Source organism: Imtechella halotolerans, assembly GCF_028743515.2.
In the GTDB taxonomy this organism is placed as follows: domain Bacteria; phylum Bacteroidota; class Bacteroidia; order Flavobacteriales; family Flavobacteriaceae; genus Imtechella; species Imtechella halotolerans.
Window position 1 is genome coordinate 2,846,231 of sequence record NZ_CP117969.2, and the last position, 17,314, is coordinate 2,863,544.

Genomic DNA, 17,314 nt, shown 5'->3' on the forward strand with positions numbered 1-17,314 from the left:
TTCTACAAATATAGAATAAAGTCTTATCTCGTAAATTGTTGAAATTATGCTTAATATGTAACTATAGTTACAGAAAAGGATGTTTTTATCTTATAATTTTATAATGAGTATTTAACATCTAAATAGTATTAATTATGATAACTACGGTAGTAATTGGTGGTAGTTTCGCTGGGATGACCGCCGCACTAGAAATAAAACGTAAAGGAAAGGAATTACACAAGGTAATACTTATCGATAAGTCACCCGTTTTTCTGTTTATTCCATCCCTAATATGGGTTCCACTTGGACGAAGAGAGATTAAAGATATTTCATTTAAGAAAGATGCTATTTTAAAAAAGAAAGGTGTTGATTTTGTCCTTGCAGAAGCCTTACATGTAGACCCTCAATCTCAAATAGTTTATACTGATAAAGGAGAGTTTACCTATGATAATTTAGTTATTGCTACTGGCCCTAAAGTTAAATATGATGTCGCGCCTGGAGTAGAGGAATATACTCATTACATTGGTAATCCTAATGGGGCTATGAAAACGCGTAAAGCATTGGAAGAGTTTAAAAGGAGTCCAGGGCCCATTGTTATTGGAGCAACACAAAATGCTGGATGTATGGGAGCCGCTTATGAATTTTTATTTAACATAGAAAAATGGCTCCGGGAGCAGAAAATACGCAAGAAGGTTGATCTTTATTGGATAACCCCTGAAGATTATTTGGGTCATTTTGGAATAGATGGAATGCCGATGGGAGAAGCTATGTTGAAATCATTTATGAAAATGTTTAATATTCATTACCGCACTCAGGTTGGGGTAGAAGAGGCCCGTGAAGACGGAGTAGTACTTTCTAGTGGGGAAGTTATTCCTTCTAAGTTTACAATGCTCATGCCTCCATTTATAGGTGTTGATTTTGTGACAAATTCACCAGATCTACGTCCAACACCAACTGGTTATGTACCTGTAGGAGATGATTATCGACATATAGATTATTCTAATATATGGGCAGCCGGAATAGCTGTAAATGTGCCTTTGCCATTTACCCCTGGAAAGGTTCCTTTTAGTAGTCCTAAAACAGGATATCCTTCAGACGAGACTGGGAAAATTGTAGCAGAAAACATAATACGTGTGGCTAAAGGCGAAGCAAAATTAAAAAAGAAAGCATGGGGTCGAATTCCAGGTCTCTGCGTTATGGATGCAGGTAAAAAGGAGGTTTTATTATTGTCTACTAGTTTGTTTAGGCCTCGGACTTTTGCCATCATGTTACCCAATATATTTTATGACATTAATAAGGTATTATTAGAAAAATACTTTTTGTGGAAGACCAAACGCGGGCTGTCCTATTTGCCATAAAAATACAATCATATGCTACTTGTGTAACAAAAGTTGCTGTATTGATGAACTCAAGGCAGTAATTTTACACCATAAAACCAAAAAAGGGAGTGTAAGCTCCCAATGTAAGTAGTTTTTTCATAATCAATGGTTTTTAGATGGTTAGTAAGCAAAAGTCGGCTCTAAGGCCGACTTTTGTTATTTGGATAATTCTGTAAAGTGTTTATAAAACCATGGGATGGTTTCAATTCCTTTTAAATAATTAAAAACACCGAAGTGTTCATTTGGTGAGTGAATCGCATCACTATCTAAGCCAAAGCCCATCAAAATAGTTTTGCTTTTTAGTTCTTTTTCAAATAAAGCCACAATTGGGATACTTCCTCCGCTTCTTTGAGGAATAGGTGATTTGCCAAAAGTGGTTTCATATGCTTTAGATGCCGCTTGATAACCAATACTATCTATAGGTGTTACATATCCTTGGCCACCATGGTGAGGTTTTACCACAACCTTTACTCCTTTAGGTGCTAAGCTTGTAAAATGCTTGGCAAATAGTTCGGTGATTTCTTTCCAATCTTGATTAGGAACTAGACGCATCGAGATTTTTGCATAGGCCTTACTAGCTATAACAGTCTTTGCTCCTTCTCCGATATAGCCACCCCAAATACCATTTACATCTAATGTTGGACGAATGGAGTTCCTTTCATTAGTGGTGTATCCTTTTTCTCCATAAACATCCTCAATGTCTAGTGCTTTTTTGTAGGTATCAATAGAGAAAGGTGCTTTGGCCATTTGTGAGCGTTCTTCAGTAGAAAGCTCCTCAACTTTATCGTAAAATCCTGGAATAGTTATGTGGTTATTTTCATCATGTAATCCTGCAATCATTTTGGCTAGGATATTTACGGGATTGGCTACAGCACCGCCATAAAGGCCACTGTGTAAATCTCTATTTGGCCCTGTGACCTCTACTTCTACGTAACTTAAGCCTCGTAACCCAGTGGTTATGGAGGGCACATCCTTTGCAATCATTCCAGTATCTGAAATAAGAATGACATCATTTGCTAGTTTTTCTTGATTTCTTTCTACAAACCAACTAAGGCTACTCGACCCCACTTCCTCTTCTCCTTCAATCATGAACTTGACGTTACAGGGTAAATTGCCAGTGCGAGTCATGTACTCCATGGCTTTTACATGCATATACATTTGTCCTTTATCATCACATGCACCACGAGCAAATATTGCTCCTTCTGGATGCAAATCAGTTACTTTAATAACAGGCTCAAACGGTGGTGATGTCCATAATTCCAAAGGGTCCGCTGGTTGAACATCATAATGACCATATACAAGAACAGTAGGTAATGAAGGGTCGATTATTTTTTCACCATAAACTATTGGGTACCCCGGAGTTTCACATAGTTCTACGTGATCGCAACCAGCTTCTTCCAAAGCTTTTTTAACAGCTTCTGCTGTATTTAGTACATCTTGAGAAAATGCAGAATCAGCACTTACTGATGGTAATTTAAGAAGTTCAATGAGTTCGTTGATAAATCGATCTTTATGCTGATCGATGTAAGCATTGATTGTTTCCATGAAGTTGTGTGAATTTGTTCAAAAGTACAAAAAAGGAACCGTTTTTCTAGATGAAACAGACCATACAATTAATTTTAACGTTACCTTAAATATATGGATTGTGTCTGTTTATATAGAATTAGCTATGTTAGTAACGTATGCTTAGCATGGTATTTGCATAATTAGCCAGAAGATATCAGTAAAATGAAACTAATGAAAATACAATTTCGGAAAAAATGGTTGCTTTATTCCATTGGCCTTATAGGATTTTTTTTCCTCGGCGTTCTTATTTTTATAATTATGGTATACAGTGGAGTTTGGGGGAAGTTGCCTAGTACAGATGATTTAAAGGAGCTTAAACAAGCGCAAGCAACACTGGTTTATGATGCGGAGGAGAAACTTATTGGCAAATATTTTGTTTTTGACAGAATGCCCATTGCTTATGAGGAATTACCTCAACACCTTATAGATGCCTTAATAGCCACAGAGGATGTTCGATTTTATGATCATAGTGGTGTTGACTATTTTAGTCTTGGTCGAGTTTTGGTGAAGTCAATATTGCTGCAAAATGAATCCTCCGGGGGAGGTAGTACAGTAAGTATTCAATTGGCTAAAAACTTATTTGGGAGGAAGAATTATGGTGTTTTGTCCATGCCTGTAAATAAAGTTAAAGAAGCTATTATTGCAAGGCGAATGGAGCGTATTTACTCCAAAGAAGAGATTATTACTCTTTATTTTAACACTGTACCGTTTAGTGACAACACATATGGAATAGAGAGTGCTTCAAGGAAATTTTTCAATACAACTACGAAAAAATTGACCTTGGCACAATCAGCAACACTTATTGGATCCTTGAAAGCATCTCATACATTTAATCCTCGATTGTTTCCTGAAAGGAGTACAATTCGAAGAAACGTAGTCTTGCAACAAATGGTTAAATATGACTTGCTTTCAGATTCTCTTGCTAAATTAACTTCCAATGAAGTTTTGGAGATTGATTATCAGAGGTTTGATCATGATCATGGTTTGTCGCCATATTTTAGAGAGCAAGTGCGTACACAGGCATTATTGCTAATTGAAGATTTGCAAAAGCCAAATGGAGATAAGTATGATCTTTATATGGATGGACTTCGTATTCACACCACTTTAGATGCAACCATGCAAGAGTATGCTGAGATTGCGATGCACAAGCATATGATGTCATTACAGCGTGTGTTTGAAGGTAGCTATGGGAAATATGCGCCATGGATTAGAAATGAATCCCTTATTCGATCTAAAATAAAAGATTTACCACTATATAAGCGATTGAAAAAAAATGGTTTACACGAAAAGCAGATTTTGGATTCTCTTGAGTATAAAAGTGATAGAAAATTGTTTCGTTGGGAAGGAGATACCCTTTTAAATGCCTCAGTGATTGATAGTCTAAAGCACTATATGAAATTTCTAAATACCGGATTTGTGGCCCTAGATCCTCAGTCTGGTGCTGTAAAGGCATATATTGGGGGAATTGATTATGAATCTTTTAAATACGATCATGTTGTTCAGAGTAAGCGACAGGTTGGTTCTACTTTTAAACCATTTGTCTACACTGCTGCTATTGAATCTGGTATGTTACCGTGTACTTATTTTTCTCCTGAACAAGTGACTTATTCTGCCTACGATGGTTGGACACCAACCAACAGTACTGTTGATAGCCTTGATTCGATATATGATTATTCTTTGAAGTATGCCTTAAGTCGTTCCCTTAATACAATTGCAGTTAAAGTACTTATGGAAACAGGAATAGATACTGTTATAACTCAGGCAAGAAAAATGGGTATAAAAAGCCCATTACCTCAGGTTCCTTCATTAGCACTTGGGACGGCTGAAATGACTCTTTTGGAGCTAACCACGGCATATACTTCATATGTGAATAGAGGAATCCCTGCAACACCGTATTTTATAGAGCGTATTACTGATAAATTTGGAAATGAATTATGGTCTTATCCTAAACCAACTAATCAATCAGAAGCTTTTAGTGATGAAACAAGGCAGGTTATGATTGAAATGTTGAAAGCCACTGTAAACGAAGGTACAGCTTCTCGATTGCGAAGTCGTTATGGCATTATGAATGAAATTGCTGGGAAGACGGGTACGACCCAAGATAATAAAGATGGCTGGTTTGTTGCAATTACTCCTAAACTTGTAATGGCTTCATGGACAGGAAATGATGATCATCGAATTGGATTCCGAAATACAGCAATAGGACAAGGTGCGAATTCGGCCCTACCAATGATTGGTTTATTTTTACAACAACTTAATAAAAATGTAGTCTATAATTCGGTGACTAGAGCTCGTTTTATTTTACCTTCAGAGGATGTTGCACTATCTCTTCAATGCGAGGATATGCAGCCTAAGTCATTTTTAGAGCAATTATTTGGTATTGACAATCCCGAAAAGCCAAAGAAAAAGCGAAAAGGTTTTTTCTCAATTTTTAGCAGTGACGATTAAAAAATAGTGGATAGATGTTTTTTTTATAAAAAGCATTTGTTAATTCGAAAATTGCATTATATTTGCACCCACAAAACGCCAAAACTGTTGTAAACAGTATCACGAGCACGCGGGTGTGGTGAAATTGGTAGACACGCCAGACTTAGGATCTGGTGCCGCAAGGTGTGTAGGTTCGAGTCCTATCACCCGCACAAAGCCTCTCAAATTGAGAGGCTTTTTTGTTATATATTGTTTTAATAGTAAAGGACCACGTCTAAAACTGGATAAAAGAAATATCACCTATAATTATTTTTACATATGATTTTTGAGATTTAATCCTAAAAATGATAGGTTAACATAATGGTAATGATATAAAAGGATTGTTTTGACAGTCCTTTTATATTTTCATACAGTTGGAAATGATGTATGCAGTTATGCAAGTTTTAGGATAAAATTTTCTTTTTTATGGAAAACCGTAATTGGGAAATGCTTTTGAGGTTTACTTTTGACTGGTGTAGATTTACTAAACGTAAGGAAATAGACAAGTAGTGAAATAAAGCGTAAATGTTAATTTTTATTTTTTTAAAATAAAATAAAAAAAAGATGTAACGTTTTATAGGAAAAGTATACTAATATGGGTTTATAGTTAAAAAGATATAAGATAGTTTTTAGTTGCTAATTATTAGTTGGGGGATTTGTAATTAGCCAAACACGCCGGAAAACCGGCGTGTTTTTTGGTTTTAATAGAATTATACCCAGTTTATTGGATAATTTTCCAACTCTCTTTGGAGGCATTTTAATGACACTCGTTCTATTACTTCGGTGTCGATAGTTATTTTTTCTTTATTCCCATAAATAATATAGTCCCCTGCAAACTTTTTTATTTGTTTTATTTCATTCAATTTTATTGTTTTTTTTCTGAACCCATTAACCGTTAGGATGTTGTTGTTTATAGTGATATATTGGTTAATACGCAGGTAAGAATAATTTCCAAGGTACATTAATGAAATTAGTAATGAGATATAGTCAATTTTTGAATTATAATCTATTAAGAAAGCGATAGCAATCCACATAAATCCTAAAAATAGCTGAGTATTAAGGAATTTATTTTTGTATTTAATTCGTTTCATCTTTTTCACGATAAAGTAAAGTTGCCAAGTAAAACTACTTAAATAGTATTGTTTTTTCAATAAAATCAGTTATTCTTTTAGTAGAGCCACTGTTTTTTTGGATGTAATTTGAGTTGATACTTCCCAACTCTTTAGTGTATTTATGATTTTTTAAAAGGGTAGATAGTGTATGATTAAACTCTACTTCATTTGAGATAGAAATCACACCTCCCATGCTGACCAGATCTAAAGCTTCGTTAAATTTTGAATAATTCTTTCCGATAACAACGGGTATTCCGAAAACAGCGGGTTCTAATATATTGTGAAGGCCTGTTTTGCCCATCCCGCCACCAACATAAGCAATAGTGGCATAACTGTAGATTTTTGTAAGTAGGCCTATAGTGTCAATGATTATCACATTATAATTTGATAAAGTCTTACCTTCTCGTTCTGAATATCGTAGTGAGGGAACTGTAAGTTGCTTTTGTAAGGCGTCTATCTCCGTAGGTTTTATATTGTGAGGTGCAATGATGTATTTAGTTTGGTTTTTGGAATTGTTTATAAACGAACAATAAATAGCTTCATCTTCAGGCCAAGAACTTCCAAATACAATACATTTAGAACTGTTAAGGAATTCTTCTATAAATTCTAGCTTATTGTTGCGCTGTGAAATTTCTATGACTCTATCAAAACGTGTATCTCCACTTATAGTAGTATTATTGAATCCTATGGATTTTAGTAATGATTTGCTCTCTCGTGTTTGCACAAAGAAATGCGTAAAAGTGTGTAACCATTTTTTGGTGAAAACCCCATACGGTTTAAAAAAAATTTGCGATTTCCTGAAAATACCTGAAATCAAATAGGTAGGAATTTGATGTTTTTTTAATTCATATAGAAAATTTGGCCAAAACTCATATTTGACAAAAAACGCCATTTCAGGGTTTACAATCTGAATGAAGGTTTTGGCATTTTTTTTAGTGTCTAGTGGCAAGTATGTAATAATGTCTGCAACAGGACTATTTTTTTTTACTTCATATCCAGATGGTGAGAAAAAGGTTACTAGTATTTTGTGGGAGGGGTACTTGAGCTTAAGTGTTTCTATTAATGGTAGTCCTTGTTCGAATTCCCCTAAAGATGCCGTATGTAACCAAATAATACGATCTGTTTTCTGTATATTTTTGCGAAGGAATGTCATTACTTCTTTTCGACCCGAAACAAATTTTTTTAGTTTGGGGTTGAATTGGGCAGCAATTTTTAATACTGAACTAGTAAGGTAAATAAGCCAATTGTATAGTGTGTTCACAACGGTTTTTTTTTGCTAAATTAAACTTTTCATTCAATGGTGTTGCGTAAATTTGTCATTTACTCATTTTAAAGAAATTATTTCATGAAGAAAATACAAATGGTTGATTTGAAAGGCCAATATGAAGGCATCAAAGACCGTATAAATACCTCTTTTCAAGAAGTCCTTGATTCTACAGCCTTTATAAATGGCCCAGAAGTACATGCCTTTCAGAAAGAAATGGAAGCTTACTTGGGTGTAAAACATGTAATTCCATGTGCTAATGGTACTGATGCTTTACAGATAGCTATGATGGGGTTAGGATTGAAGCCTGGAGATGAGGTGATTACTGCTGACTTTACATTTGCTGCTACTGTTGAAGTTATTGCATTATTGCAATTGACCCCGGTTTTGGTTGATGTTGATTTGGATACATTTAATATTAATATAGATGCCCTAAAAAAGGCCATTACACCAAGAACTAAGGCTATTGTACCTGTACATTTGTTTGGTCAGGTGGCTAATATGGATGCGATTATGAAATTGGCCCAGGAACATAACTTGTATGTTATTGAGGACAATGCCCAAGCCATTGGAGCTGATTATACTTGGGCTGATGGTCGAAAACAGAAGGCTGGCGCTATTGGGCATGTAGCAGCAACCTCCTTTTTCCCTTCCAAAAATTTAGGTTGTTATGGAGATGGTGGTGCCATTTTTACTAACGATGATGATTTAGCTCATACTTTAAGGGGTGTGGTTAATCATGGGATGTATGTTCGTTATCATCATGATGTTGTTGGGGTTAATTCTAGATTAGATTCACTTCAAGCTGTAGTATTACGGGCAAAATTACCTTTACTAGATGATTACAATAATAAAAGAAAGGAAGCTGCTTTTAAATACAATGAAGCTTTTAAGGGACAAGAACATATCCTTACCCCTGTAGTGGTAGGGGATCCTTCTTCCCATGTGTATCACCAATATACGCTGAGAATAACAAATGGGAAAAGGGATGATTTAGTGAATTTCTTAGGTGAACATAATATTCCTTGCGGGGTTTATTATCCTATTCCACTCCACAAGCAGAAAGCTTATCTGGACTCAAGGTATAGAGAAGAGGATTTTCCTGTTACAAATCTTTTAGTTCAGGAAGTAATTTCATTGCCTATGCATACTGAGCTTGATGATGAACAGATTACATTTATTACTCAAAAAATAATAGAATTTGTAAACGGCTAGATTTAGGGTGATACCAAGTGAAATAATAAATTTATGAGAGTAGTAGTTACCGGAGGTCTCGGTTTTATAGGGTCCCATACTGTAGTGGAATTACAACAATCGGGTTTTGATGTTGTTATTGTTGATAATTTGTCAAATTCTTCATTGGATGTAATTGAAGGAATTAAACGTATTACTGGTAGAGCACCTGTTTTTGAAAATATTGATTTGCGTGATAAGGAAGATGTAAGGCATTTTTTTGACACCTATTCAGATGTGATTGGTGTAATTCATTTTGCAGCTTCTAAGGCAGTTGGTGAAAGTGTTGAAAAGCCGTTGTTGTATTACGAGAATAATTTGAACCCACTTATTTATTTGCTTCAAGCGCTAAGTTTAAAATTGAATGCAAATTTCATTTTTAGTTCTTCCTGTACAGTTTATGGACAAGCAGATACTTTGCCAATAGGGGAAGGAGCACCCGTAAAAAAGGCGGAATCTCCCTATGGAAATACAAAGCAAATTGGAGAGGAAATTATTTTTGATGCGTGTAATGTAGCTCCACAATTACGGGCGATATCTTTACGATATTTTAACCCGATTGGAGCGCATCCTACTGCTGAAATTGGAGAATTACCTTTGGGGGTGCCACAAAATTTAGTACCTTTTATAACTCAAACAGCTATTGGACTAAGAGAGCAGTTGTCTGTATTTGGGGATGATTATCCAACCTCAGATGGTACTTGTATTAGGGATTATATTCATGTGGTGGATTTGGCAAAGGCACATGTAGTGGCGTTGCAAAGGCTTATAAATGAAAAGAATGAGTCAAACTATGAAGTCTTTAATATCGGTACCGGTAAAGGTAGCAGCGTGCTTGAGGTTATCCAAAGTTTTGAGCGTATTTCTGAACAAAAGCTCAATTATCGTATTGCTCCAAGAAGGTCAGGTGATGTAGTTGCTGCTTTTGCTGACACTACAAAAGCAAATCAAATATTAGGATGGAGTGCACAATCCACATTGGATGACGCGATTGCATCGGCATGGAAATGGGAGCAGAAAGTAAGAGAAAAAAGAGTAGAGTCTAATAAATAACCTGATAAATGCCAAAATTATGAAAACCTTGTTCACGTCCATGTTGTTATTATGTACATTTTTACTTCCGGCTCAGGAAACATTTTTACATTGTGGGAAGCTAGTAGATACCAAAAATGGCAAAGTTTTATCTGAAAAAACAATTGTTATTTCAGGAGGTGAAATAAAGGCCGTTTATAATGGGTTTGTTCAGCCTGATAATAAGGAGTCAATAATTGTTGATTTAAGACAAAAAACGGTACTTCCTGGTTTAATTGACCTTCACGTGCATCTGGAAAGTGAAACTAGTCCACAGTCATATGTGACTCGATATACAGCAAATGAGGCCGATGTTGCTTTTTCTTCTGCGGTATATGCCAAGAGGACACTTTTGGCAGGTTTTACCACGGTGCGTGATTTAGGTGGTAGTGGGGTGAACATTTCTCTACGTAACGCTATTAACGCTGGCAAGGTTATTGGACCTCGTATTTTTACTGCTGGAAAGTCAATTGCCACGACTGGTGGGCATGCTGATCCTTCCAATGGAAATAAGAGACTTGAAATGGGTGATCCTGGCCCAAAGGAAGGCGTGATTAATTCTCCAGAAGAAGCTCGTAAGGCGGTACGGCAGCGATATAAAGAAGGTGCTGATGTGATAAAAATTACAGCTACAGGTGGTGTGTTGAGTGTCGCCAAAAGTGGAAAGAATCCTCAGTTTTTTATTGATGAAATTGAAGCAATCACCCAAACGGCAAAAGATTACGGTATGTTGGTTGCTGCTCATGCTCATGGAGATGAAGGTATGCAGCGTGCTATTAAAGGAGGTGTAAAGACAATAGAGCATGGTACATTTATGAGTGATGCCACTATGGAACTTATGAAGCAGTATGATGCATTTTATGTGCCTACAATATCTGCTGGGAAATTTGTTGCTGATAAAGCGGAGGTTGATGGCTATTATCCTGAAATTGTTGCTCCAAAGGCTAGAGAAGTTGGTCCTCAAATTCAAGGAACTTTTGCTAAGGCTTTCAAAAAGGGAGTAAATATTGCTTTTGGGACGGATGCTGGTGTTTTTCCTCATGGAGAAAATGCGAAGGAGTTCAGGTATATGGTCGAGGCAGGAATGCCTGCAATGAAAGCTATACAATCAGCAACTATTACGAATTCCTTACTTTTAGGTATGGAGAATGAGGTTGGTCAATTAGCGGTTGGATTTATAGCTGATATTATTGCGGTTGATGAAAATCCGGTTGTTAATATTAAAACACTTGAGAATGTTACTTTTGTGATGAAAAATGGAACTATATATAAACAATAATTAAATGACCTCCCTTGTGGAGGTTTTTTTATGAGTGGAGAGTTTACAAATATTGAAGGTGTATTGGCTGAAGCCCAAAATCAAAATTATTATGATTTGTTGATAAAGCAATTGTCTAAAGATCTCATGCGTGTTGGTGTAGTCCAGGTGTCAGAAATGCCTTGTGCTCCAATCGACCTTAAGGTTTGGTTAGAGAATGTGTTGCTTGAATTGATTAAGTACGATTTTGATAGCTATTTACAGCTACTGTATGTGGTGGATGTTTCTGAGAAAGAGATGCGTAATCTTACTGCATCATTACCTGAAGAGATGGTGGAAGATGTCGTGTTTCTTATTTTAAAACGTGAATGGCAAAAAGTATGGTTTAGAAGTAAACTCTGAAAAAAGGCATCCATGGGTTGGCATAAATACTTTTATTGGTGTTATGAAGGATGTCAAATCTGATTCCCATTGTTGTTCTACCATTTCTAAAACCTGCCCCTAAATATAAGGCTGGATACCAGTAATTATTCCTTCTATCTGTTCCGTTATACTGTATTTTTTGTTGAATATGTAGCTGTTCAAATTCAGCTGATAGTTGGGCTTGGTATACAGGATTAAATAATGCAATCAAATTTCCTCCCAGGACTGTGGCCTTGTAGTCGTTCTGAATTGAAATATAAGAAAAATTTCCCCCTATTCCTGCAGCAAAATAATCGTTAAATTCATATAGGGTACTTGGGGTGAGTGTCCCACTAAAAAAATCACTTCCAAAATTCAATCCAAATCCTCCACCAACTCGAACTTTATCCCAAAATGTACTTGTGTTTTGAGAGTATAAAAAATGAGTTGATATCAATGTTCCAAAAAAGGTTATAACCAGTAGTTTTCTTAGAAATTGAAGCATACTGTAAAGATTCGTTAAATTGTAACTAAGTATTTTATAAATATAGGAAATCTTGGCCTTATAATTTTTAAATATTGTATTTTTGCGGAAACTTTATCAAAACAGATTTGTTGCTGAGAAAACATGGATAAATATTCATTCCTAAATGCTGCACACACAGCATTTTTTGCCGATTTGTACGATCAATACTTACAGCATCCCGATAGTGTTGAACCAAGCTGGAGAGCCTTTTTTCAAGGATTCGATTTTGGGATGGAAACTTATAATAAAGATCAAGCTGTAGCGGAGATGGCGGCGGTTGCCGCCGGCGAAGTAGACTGTAGTTTTGTTTCTGATAAGCTTCAGAACGAATTCAAAGTTCTAAAACTTATCGATGGTTATAGAGTGCGTGGTCATTTGTTCACAAAAACAAATCCAGTACGTGACCGTCGTTCTTATTCTCCTGATTTAAGTATCGAGACTTATGGGTTATCGCAAGCCGATTTAGACACTGTCTTTGATGCGGCATCGGTGCTAGGAAAAAATCCATCTACTTTAAGGGATATAGTTAAGCATTTGCAAAATGTATACTGCCAATCTATTGGAGTAGAGTATATGTACAATCGTAATCCTGAAGTTATAAGTTGGATTCAGAAACGATTGAATATAAATGATAACTTACCTAGTTTTTCGGCTGCTGAAAAGAAGAATATTCTATATAAACTTAATCAGGCAGTTTCATTTGAAAACTTTTTACATACCAAGTATGTAGGTCAAAAACGATTTTCTTTAGAAGGAGGAGAAGCTATTATTCCAGGATTAGATGCTCTTATTGAAGCTGCTGCTGAGAAAGGAGTGGAGCAATTTGTTATGGGTATGGCTCACCGTGGTCGTCTTAATGTTCTTGCTAATATATTTGGGAAGCCAACGCAAGAGATATTTTCTGAATTTGATGGAAAGGATTATGATAAAGAGTACTTTGATGGTGATGTGAAATACCATTTAGGTCTTACTTCAGACAGGAAGACTAGTTCTGGGAAAAGTATTAACATTAATTTGGCTCCTAATCCATCGCACCTTGAAACAGTAGGTGCTGTTATTGAGGGAATTACTAGAGCTAAACAAGATAGATATTACCCGGATGATTTTTCAAAGGTGTTGCCTATTGCTGTGCATGGTGATGCTGCGGTTGCTGGACAAGGTATAGTGTATGAAATTATTCAGATGTCACAACTGGAGGGGTATAAAACTGGAGGGACAATTCACTTGGTCATTAATAATCAAGTAGGCTTTACTACGAATTATTTAGACGCGCGTTCATCTACCTATTGTACGGATATAGCTAAAGTAACGCTTTCGCCTGTATTACATGTCAATTCTGATGATACCGAGGCAGTTGTACATGCTATGTTATTTGCCTTAGATTTCCGTATGCAGTTTGGCAGAGATGTGTTTATAGATTTATTGGGGTACCGAAAATATGGGCATAACGAGGGTGATGAGCCTAGATTTACACAACCTAAGTTGTATAAACTTATTGCGAAACATAAGAATCCACGTGATATTTATGCGGATAGATTAATAGCAGAAGGTGTAGTTTCGCAAGATGAGGTAAAACTTTTAGAAACTCAATACAAGGCAGTCCTTGAGGAAAACCTTGAGGCTTCTCGCCAAAAAGATCTTACGGTGATTACTCCATTCATGCAAAATGAATGGGAAGGATTTGAACAAGTAAGCACAGAAGCCATGCTTCAAACCTATGATACCACTTTTAGTAAGGAAAAGCTTACTGATATTGCTCGAGTTGTATCATCATTGCCTGAAGATAAGAAGTTTATCAATAAAATAAAGAAGATAGTATCTGATCGAGAAAAGATGTTCTTTGAGAATGATGCTATTGATTGGGGATTGGCTGAAACATTGGCCTACGGATCACTTCTTTCAGAAGGATATGATGTGCGTATTTCTGGTCAAGATGTTGAGCGCGGAACGTTTTCTCACCGTCATGCGGTTGTGAAAGTGGAAGATTCTGAAGAAGAAGTGGTGTTACTTAATCAATTAAAAGAACAAAAGGGGAATTTCTACATTTACAATTCTTTCTTATCAGAGTATGGAGTTCTTGGTTTTGATTATGGGTATGCATTAGCTAGTCCAAAGACCTTAACAATTTGGGAAGCACAATTTGGAGATTTTTCAAATGGAGCTCAAATTATGATTGACCAATATATTTCTTGTGGTGAAGATAAATGGAATAATCAGAATGGAATTGTAATGCTATTGCCTCATGGATATGAAGGACAAGGCGCAGAACATTCCTCTGCACGCATGGAGCGTTATCTGCAGTTGTGTGCACGTCATAATATGTACGTGGCGAATTGTACAACACCGGCTAACTTCTATCATTTGCTACGTAGACAAATGGTTACTAATTTCCGTAAACCTTTAGTTGTCCTTACACCAAAAAGTTTATTAAGACATCCTATGGTGGTTTCAACAGTGGATGAATTGGCAAATGGACATTTTCAGGAGACTATAGATGATTCATCTGTAAATAAGGAGGCTGTAAAAACATTAGTTTTCTGTACGGGTAAATTTTATTATGATATACTAGCGGAAAGAGAAAACCTTGGTAGAAATGATGTTGCTTTAGTACGCGTAGAACAATTATTTCCATTACCTGAAAAGCAATTAAAGGAGATTATTGCAAGCTATCCTAATGTAGATGATTATGTGTGGGCACAAGAAGAACCTAAAAATATGGGTGCTTACGCATATATGTTGATGAACTTTAACTGGATTCCATGGAGATTGGCCTCTTTGAAGGCATATAGTGCTCCAGCTTCTGGAAGTTATACTCGTGCTAAACGTCGTCATGCTGATGCCATTAGAATGGTTTTTGATAAAAACTTGTTTCGTTCATAATTAGTAAAATGCTTTACTTTGTAAAGTTTTAATAGCAAAGACAACTTAAAATTATATACAATGATTTTAGAAATGAAAGTTCCCTCACCGGGAGAATCCATAACTGAGGTAGAAATAGCTACCTGGTTGGTAAAAGATGGTGATTACGTAGAGAAAGATCAAGCCATTGCTGAGGTAGATTCTGATAAGGCAACCTTAGAACTTCCAGCTGAGGCAAGTGGGATTATTACACTTAAGGCTGAAGAAGGTGATGCTGTTGCGGTAGGGGCTGTTGTATGTCACATTGATACAGCTGCTGCAAGGCCTGATGGTGCTGCAGCACCTGTTGTAGAAACAAAAAAGGAGGAGGCTGTTAAAGTGGAAGCTCCGAAGCCTTCACCTACACCGGTACAATCTGCAACCTACGCTACAGGTACCGCAAGTCCTGCAGCTAAAAAGATATTGGAGGAGAAAGGTATTCCGGCAACTCAAGTAAAGGGAACTGGGAAAGATGGTAGAGTAACTAAGGATGATGCTGTGAAAGCTGTACCTTCAATGGGAACCCCAGGAGGGGGAAGTCGTGGAGAGACACGACAAAAGTTGTCTATGTTGCGTCGTAAAGTTGCTGAAAGACTTGTTTCTGCAAAAAACGAAACGGCTATGCTTACTACTTTTAATGAGGTGGATATGAGTGCGATTTATGCCGTTCGTAATGAGTATAAAGACGTTTTTAAAGATAAACATGGCGTTGGTCTTGGGTTTATGTCGTTTTTCAGTAAAGCTGTGGTACGTGCATTGCAGTTATTCCCTGATGTAAATTCAATGATTGATGGTGACTATAAGATAAGTTATGATTTTTGTGATATATCTGTAGCTGTTTCAGGTCCTAAGGGTCTTATGGTACCTGTTATGCGTAATGCCGAAGCTTTAAGCTTTAGAGGTGTTGAAGCTGAAATTAAGCGTTTGGCACTTCGTGCACGTGATGGGCAGATAACTGTTGACGAAATGACTGGGGGTACATTTACTATTTCTAATGGTGGAGTATTTGGAAGTATGTTGAGTACACCTATTATCAATCCTCCTCAAAGTGGTATCCTAGGAATGCACAATATTGTGGATCGTGCTATTGTTAAAAACGGACAAATTGTGATAGCTCCTGTGATGTATGTAGCCTTGTCATATGACCACCGTATAATTGATGGTAGGGAATCCGTAGGATTTTTGGTTGCAGTTAAAGAGGCATTGGAAAATCCTGTAGAATTGTTAATGAATAACGATCCTAAACGTGCTTTAGAATTGTAGAAATAATTTAAATATATAAAGGAAAGGCTTCGTTAAACGAAGCCTTTTTGTTTGTCTCAACTTGTAATCAGGAAGATCAAGTTGACAAGTAATCCACTAATCAAAATAAAATAGATAAGGAACAAGGTGTAAAACTTTAAGATATGGTTTAAGAGTTGCATTTCTTTGATAGTTGATTGCTTTTAATAGTCCAAATGTAGCTCAATATACCGTAGTCCGGTAGGGGAAAAACACCCAAAATCATGCAATTAATCTATTTAAAAATTTTAAAAAAGATTAATTTTCAATCATTATACGCCTTATCGATAAAGGTTAAAATTAGAATGTATTTTAAAAAATAATATAGGCTATTTAATATATAGTCTTTTTTTGGAATAATCAATGATAGCCTTGGATTTTTTAAGAACATCTGCTCCAATGATACCGTGGACTGGGAGAGCATCATTTTGTGTGAGTGCTTGATTAACATGGGTGAGATCGAAAAGGACTAGTTCAACTTTCTTTTTTTGCCATGGACCGATTTCAAGTATATTTTTTTTTGAGATTTGGGTCTCCATGTTAGTAGCTCCCGCTCCAGAGGCCTTTATTTCAGATAGTTCAGGAATTAGGTTGAAATGTTTAATACAATCTAATCCGACACATGTGCTGGAAGCTCCAGTATCCACAATAAACCTGCCTTGAATACCATTTAAATGAGCTGTAAGTTCAAAATGGTTCGTCCTAGTTAGTGTTAGGGGTATGATATGGTATCCTTTTTTTAATAGGAATGTCTTTAGGTTTTTCACGTTTGTGATTTTCATTTTTTTTTTGGAGTATAAAAGTACAATACCTATTTACATAAATAGTTCTATCGGTTGATAATTAATAGTGAAAATTAATTGTTAAGGATGGAAAATA

At 36.2% G+C, this 17,314-nt stretch carries 13 protein-coding genes and 1 tRNA gene; 9 read left to right on the forward strand and 5 right to left on the reverse strand.

The features are described from left to right. Positions 1-134: 134 nt before the first annotated feature. The gene (locus tag PT603_RS12660) at positions 135-1,337 is read left to right on the forward strand and encodes an NAD(P)/FAD-dependent oxidoreductase (RefSeq protein ID WP_008237496.1); all 1,203 of its coding nucleotides are present in this window, start codon (positions 135-137) and stop codon (positions 1,335-1,337) included. 177 nt (positions 1,338-1,514) lie between these two features. Here PT603_RS12660 and PT603_RS12665 read toward each other — a convergent pair whose 3' ends face one another. Then, on the reverse strand, positions 1,515-2,903 hold the full coding sequence (locus tag PT603_RS12665) for a dipeptidase (protein ID WP_008237497.1): 1,389 nt from the start codon (positions 2,901-2,903) through the stop codon (positions 1,515-1,517). Between the two features lie 183 nt (positions 2,904-3,086). Here PT603_RS12665 and PT603_RS12670 point away from each other — a divergent pair, with 183 nt between their 5' ends. Together PT603_RS12670 and PT603_RS12675 are read left to right on the forward strand one after the other, a co-directional pair. Beyond that, positions 3,087-5,372, forward strand: a complete 2,286-nt coding sequence (locus PT603_RS12670; RefSeq protein ID WP_008237498.1) for a transglycosylase domain-containing protein — start codon at positions 3,087-3,089, stop codon at positions 5,370-5,372. A 109-nt stretch (positions 5,373-5,481) separates the two neighbouring features. Continuing rightward, a tRNA-Leu gene (locus tag PT603_RS12675) sits at positions 5,482-5,563 on the forward strand. Between the two features lie 537 nt (positions 5,564-6,100). Here the strand turns inward: PT603_RS12675 and PT603_RS12680 are convergent. Next, entirely contained in the window at positions 6,101-6,481 is a 381-nt protein-coding gene (locus tag PT603_RS12680) for a hypothetical protein (RefSeq protein WP_008237499.1), read from the reverse strand. Positions 6,482-6,515: 34 nt separating this feature from the next. Further along, positions 6,516-7,763: a 3-deoxy-D-manno-octulosonic acid transferase gene (locus PT603_RS12685; RefSeq protein ID WP_008237506.1), complete on the reverse strand. Its 1,248-nt coding sequence runs from the start codon at positions 7,761-7,763 to the stop codon at positions 6,516-6,518. A gap of 84 nt (positions 7,764-7,847) precedes the next feature. Here PT603_RS12685 and PT603_RS12690 point away from each other — a divergent pair, with 84 nt between their 5' ends. From PT603_RS12690 to PT603_RS12705, 4 genes are read left to right on the forward strand one after another with little or no spacing between them, the layout of a single operon-like run. Continuing rightward, positions 7,848-8,981 carry a DegT/DnrJ/EryC1/StrS family aminotransferase gene (locus tag PT603_RS12690; RefSeq protein WP_008237507.1) on the forward strand — a complete coding sequence of 378 codons (1,134 nt, stop codon included), beginning with the start codon at positions 7,848-7,850 and terminating at the stop codon, positions 8,979-8,981. A gap of 33 nt (positions 8,982-9,014) precedes the next feature. After that, positions 9,015-10,052: a UDP-glucose 4-epimerase GalE gene (gene galE / locus PT603_RS12695; RefSeq protein WP_008237509.1), complete on the forward strand. Its 1,038-nt coding sequence runs from the start codon at positions 9,015-9,017 to the stop codon at positions 10,050-10,052. 19 nt (positions 10,053-10,071) lie between these two features. Further along, entirely contained in the window at positions 10,072-11,349 is a 1,278-nt protein-coding gene (locus tag PT603_RS12700; protein WP_040488569.1) for a metal-dependent hydrolase family protein, read from the forward strand. A gap of 30 nt (positions 11,350-11,379) precedes the next feature. Next, a complete protein-coding gene (locus PT603_RS12705) occupies positions 11,380-11,730 on the forward strand; it encodes a hypothetical protein (RefSeq protein WP_008237520.1) in 351 nt (116 codons plus the stop codon). Here PT603_RS12705 and PT603_RS12710 read toward each other — a convergent pair. Next, positions 11,714-12,235 carry a hypothetical protein gene (locus tag PT603_RS12710; protein ID WP_008237522.1) on the reverse strand — a complete coding sequence of 174 codons (522 nt, stop codon included), beginning with the start codon at positions 12,233-12,235 and terminating at the stop codon, positions 11,714-11,716. The genes PT603_RS12705 and PT603_RS12710 overlap by 17 nt on opposite strands. A 123-nt stretch (positions 12,236-12,358) precedes the next feature. Between PT603_RS12710 and PT603_RS12715 the strand changes: the two genes are divergently transcribed. Then, positions 12,359-15,136 (forward strand): 2-oxoglutarate dehydrogenase E1 component, encoded by a 2,778-nt coding sequence (locus tag PT603_RS12715; RefSeq protein ID WP_008237524.1) that lies wholly within the window; start codon positions 12,359-12,361, stop codon positions 15,134-15,136. A gap of 60 nt (positions 15,137-15,196) precedes the next feature. Then, entirely contained in the window at positions 15,197-16,417 is a 1,221-nt protein-coding gene (odhB, locus tag PT603_RS12720) for a 2-oxoglutarate dehydrogenase complex dihydrolipoyllysine-residue succinyltransferase (protein ID WP_008237526.1), read from the forward strand. Between the two features lie 347 nt (positions 16,418-16,764). Here odhB and PT603_RS12725 read toward each other — a convergent pair whose 3' ends face one another. After that, positions 16,765-17,217 (reverse strand): retropepsin-like aspartic protease family protein, encoded by a 453-nt coding sequence (locus PT603_RS12725; protein WP_008237528.1) that lies wholly within the window; start codon positions 17,215-17,217, stop codon positions 16,765-16,767. Positions 17,218-17,314: the final 97 nt, after the last annotated feature.

Coding starts and splice junctions, on each gene's coding strand:
- PT603_RS12660 (WP_008237496.1), top strand. CDS start 135: ATGATAACTACGGTAGTAATTGGTGGTAGTTTCGCTGGGATGACCGCC.
- PT603_RS12680 (WP_008237499.1), bottom strand. CDS start 6,481: ATGAAACGAATTAAATACAAAAATAAATTCCTTAATACTCAGCTATTT.
- PT603_RS12725 (WP_008237528.1), bottom strand. CDS start 17,217: ATGAAAATCACAAACGTGAAAAACCTAAAGACATTCCTATTAAAAAAA.
- odhB (WP_008237526.1), top strand. CDS start 15,197: ATGATTTTAGAAATGAAAGTTCCCTCACCGGGAGAATCCATAACTGAG.
- galE (WP_008237509.1), top strand. CDS start 9,015: ATGAGAGTAGTAGTTACCGGAGGTCTCGGTTTTATAGGGTCCCATACT.
- PT603_RS12710 (WP_008237522.1), bottom strand. CDS start 12,235: ATGCTTCAATTTCTAAGAAAACTACTGGTTATAACCTTTTTTGGAACA.
- PT603_RS12665 (WP_008237497.1), bottom strand. CDS start 2,903: ATGGAAACAATCAATGCTTACATCGATCAGCATAAAGATCGATTTATC.
- PT603_RS12670 (WP_008237498.1), top strand. CDS start 3,087: ATGAAACTAATGAAAATACAATTTCGGAAAAAATGGTTGCTTTATTCC.
- PT603_RS12705 (WP_008237520.1), top strand. CDS start 11,380: ATGAGTGGAGAGTTTACAAATATTGAAGGTGTATTGGCTGAAGCCCAA.
- PT603_RS12715 (WP_008237524.1), top strand. CDS start 12,359: ATGGATAAATATTCATTCCTAAATGCTGCACACACAGCATTTTTTGCC.
- PT603_RS12700 (WP_040488569.1), top strand. CDS start 10,072: ATGAAAACCTTGTTCACGTCCATGTTGTTATTATGTACATTTTTACTT.
- PT603_RS12690 (WP_008237507.1), top strand. CDS start 7,848: ATGAAGAAAATACAAATGGTTGATTTGAAAGGCCAATATGAAGGCATC.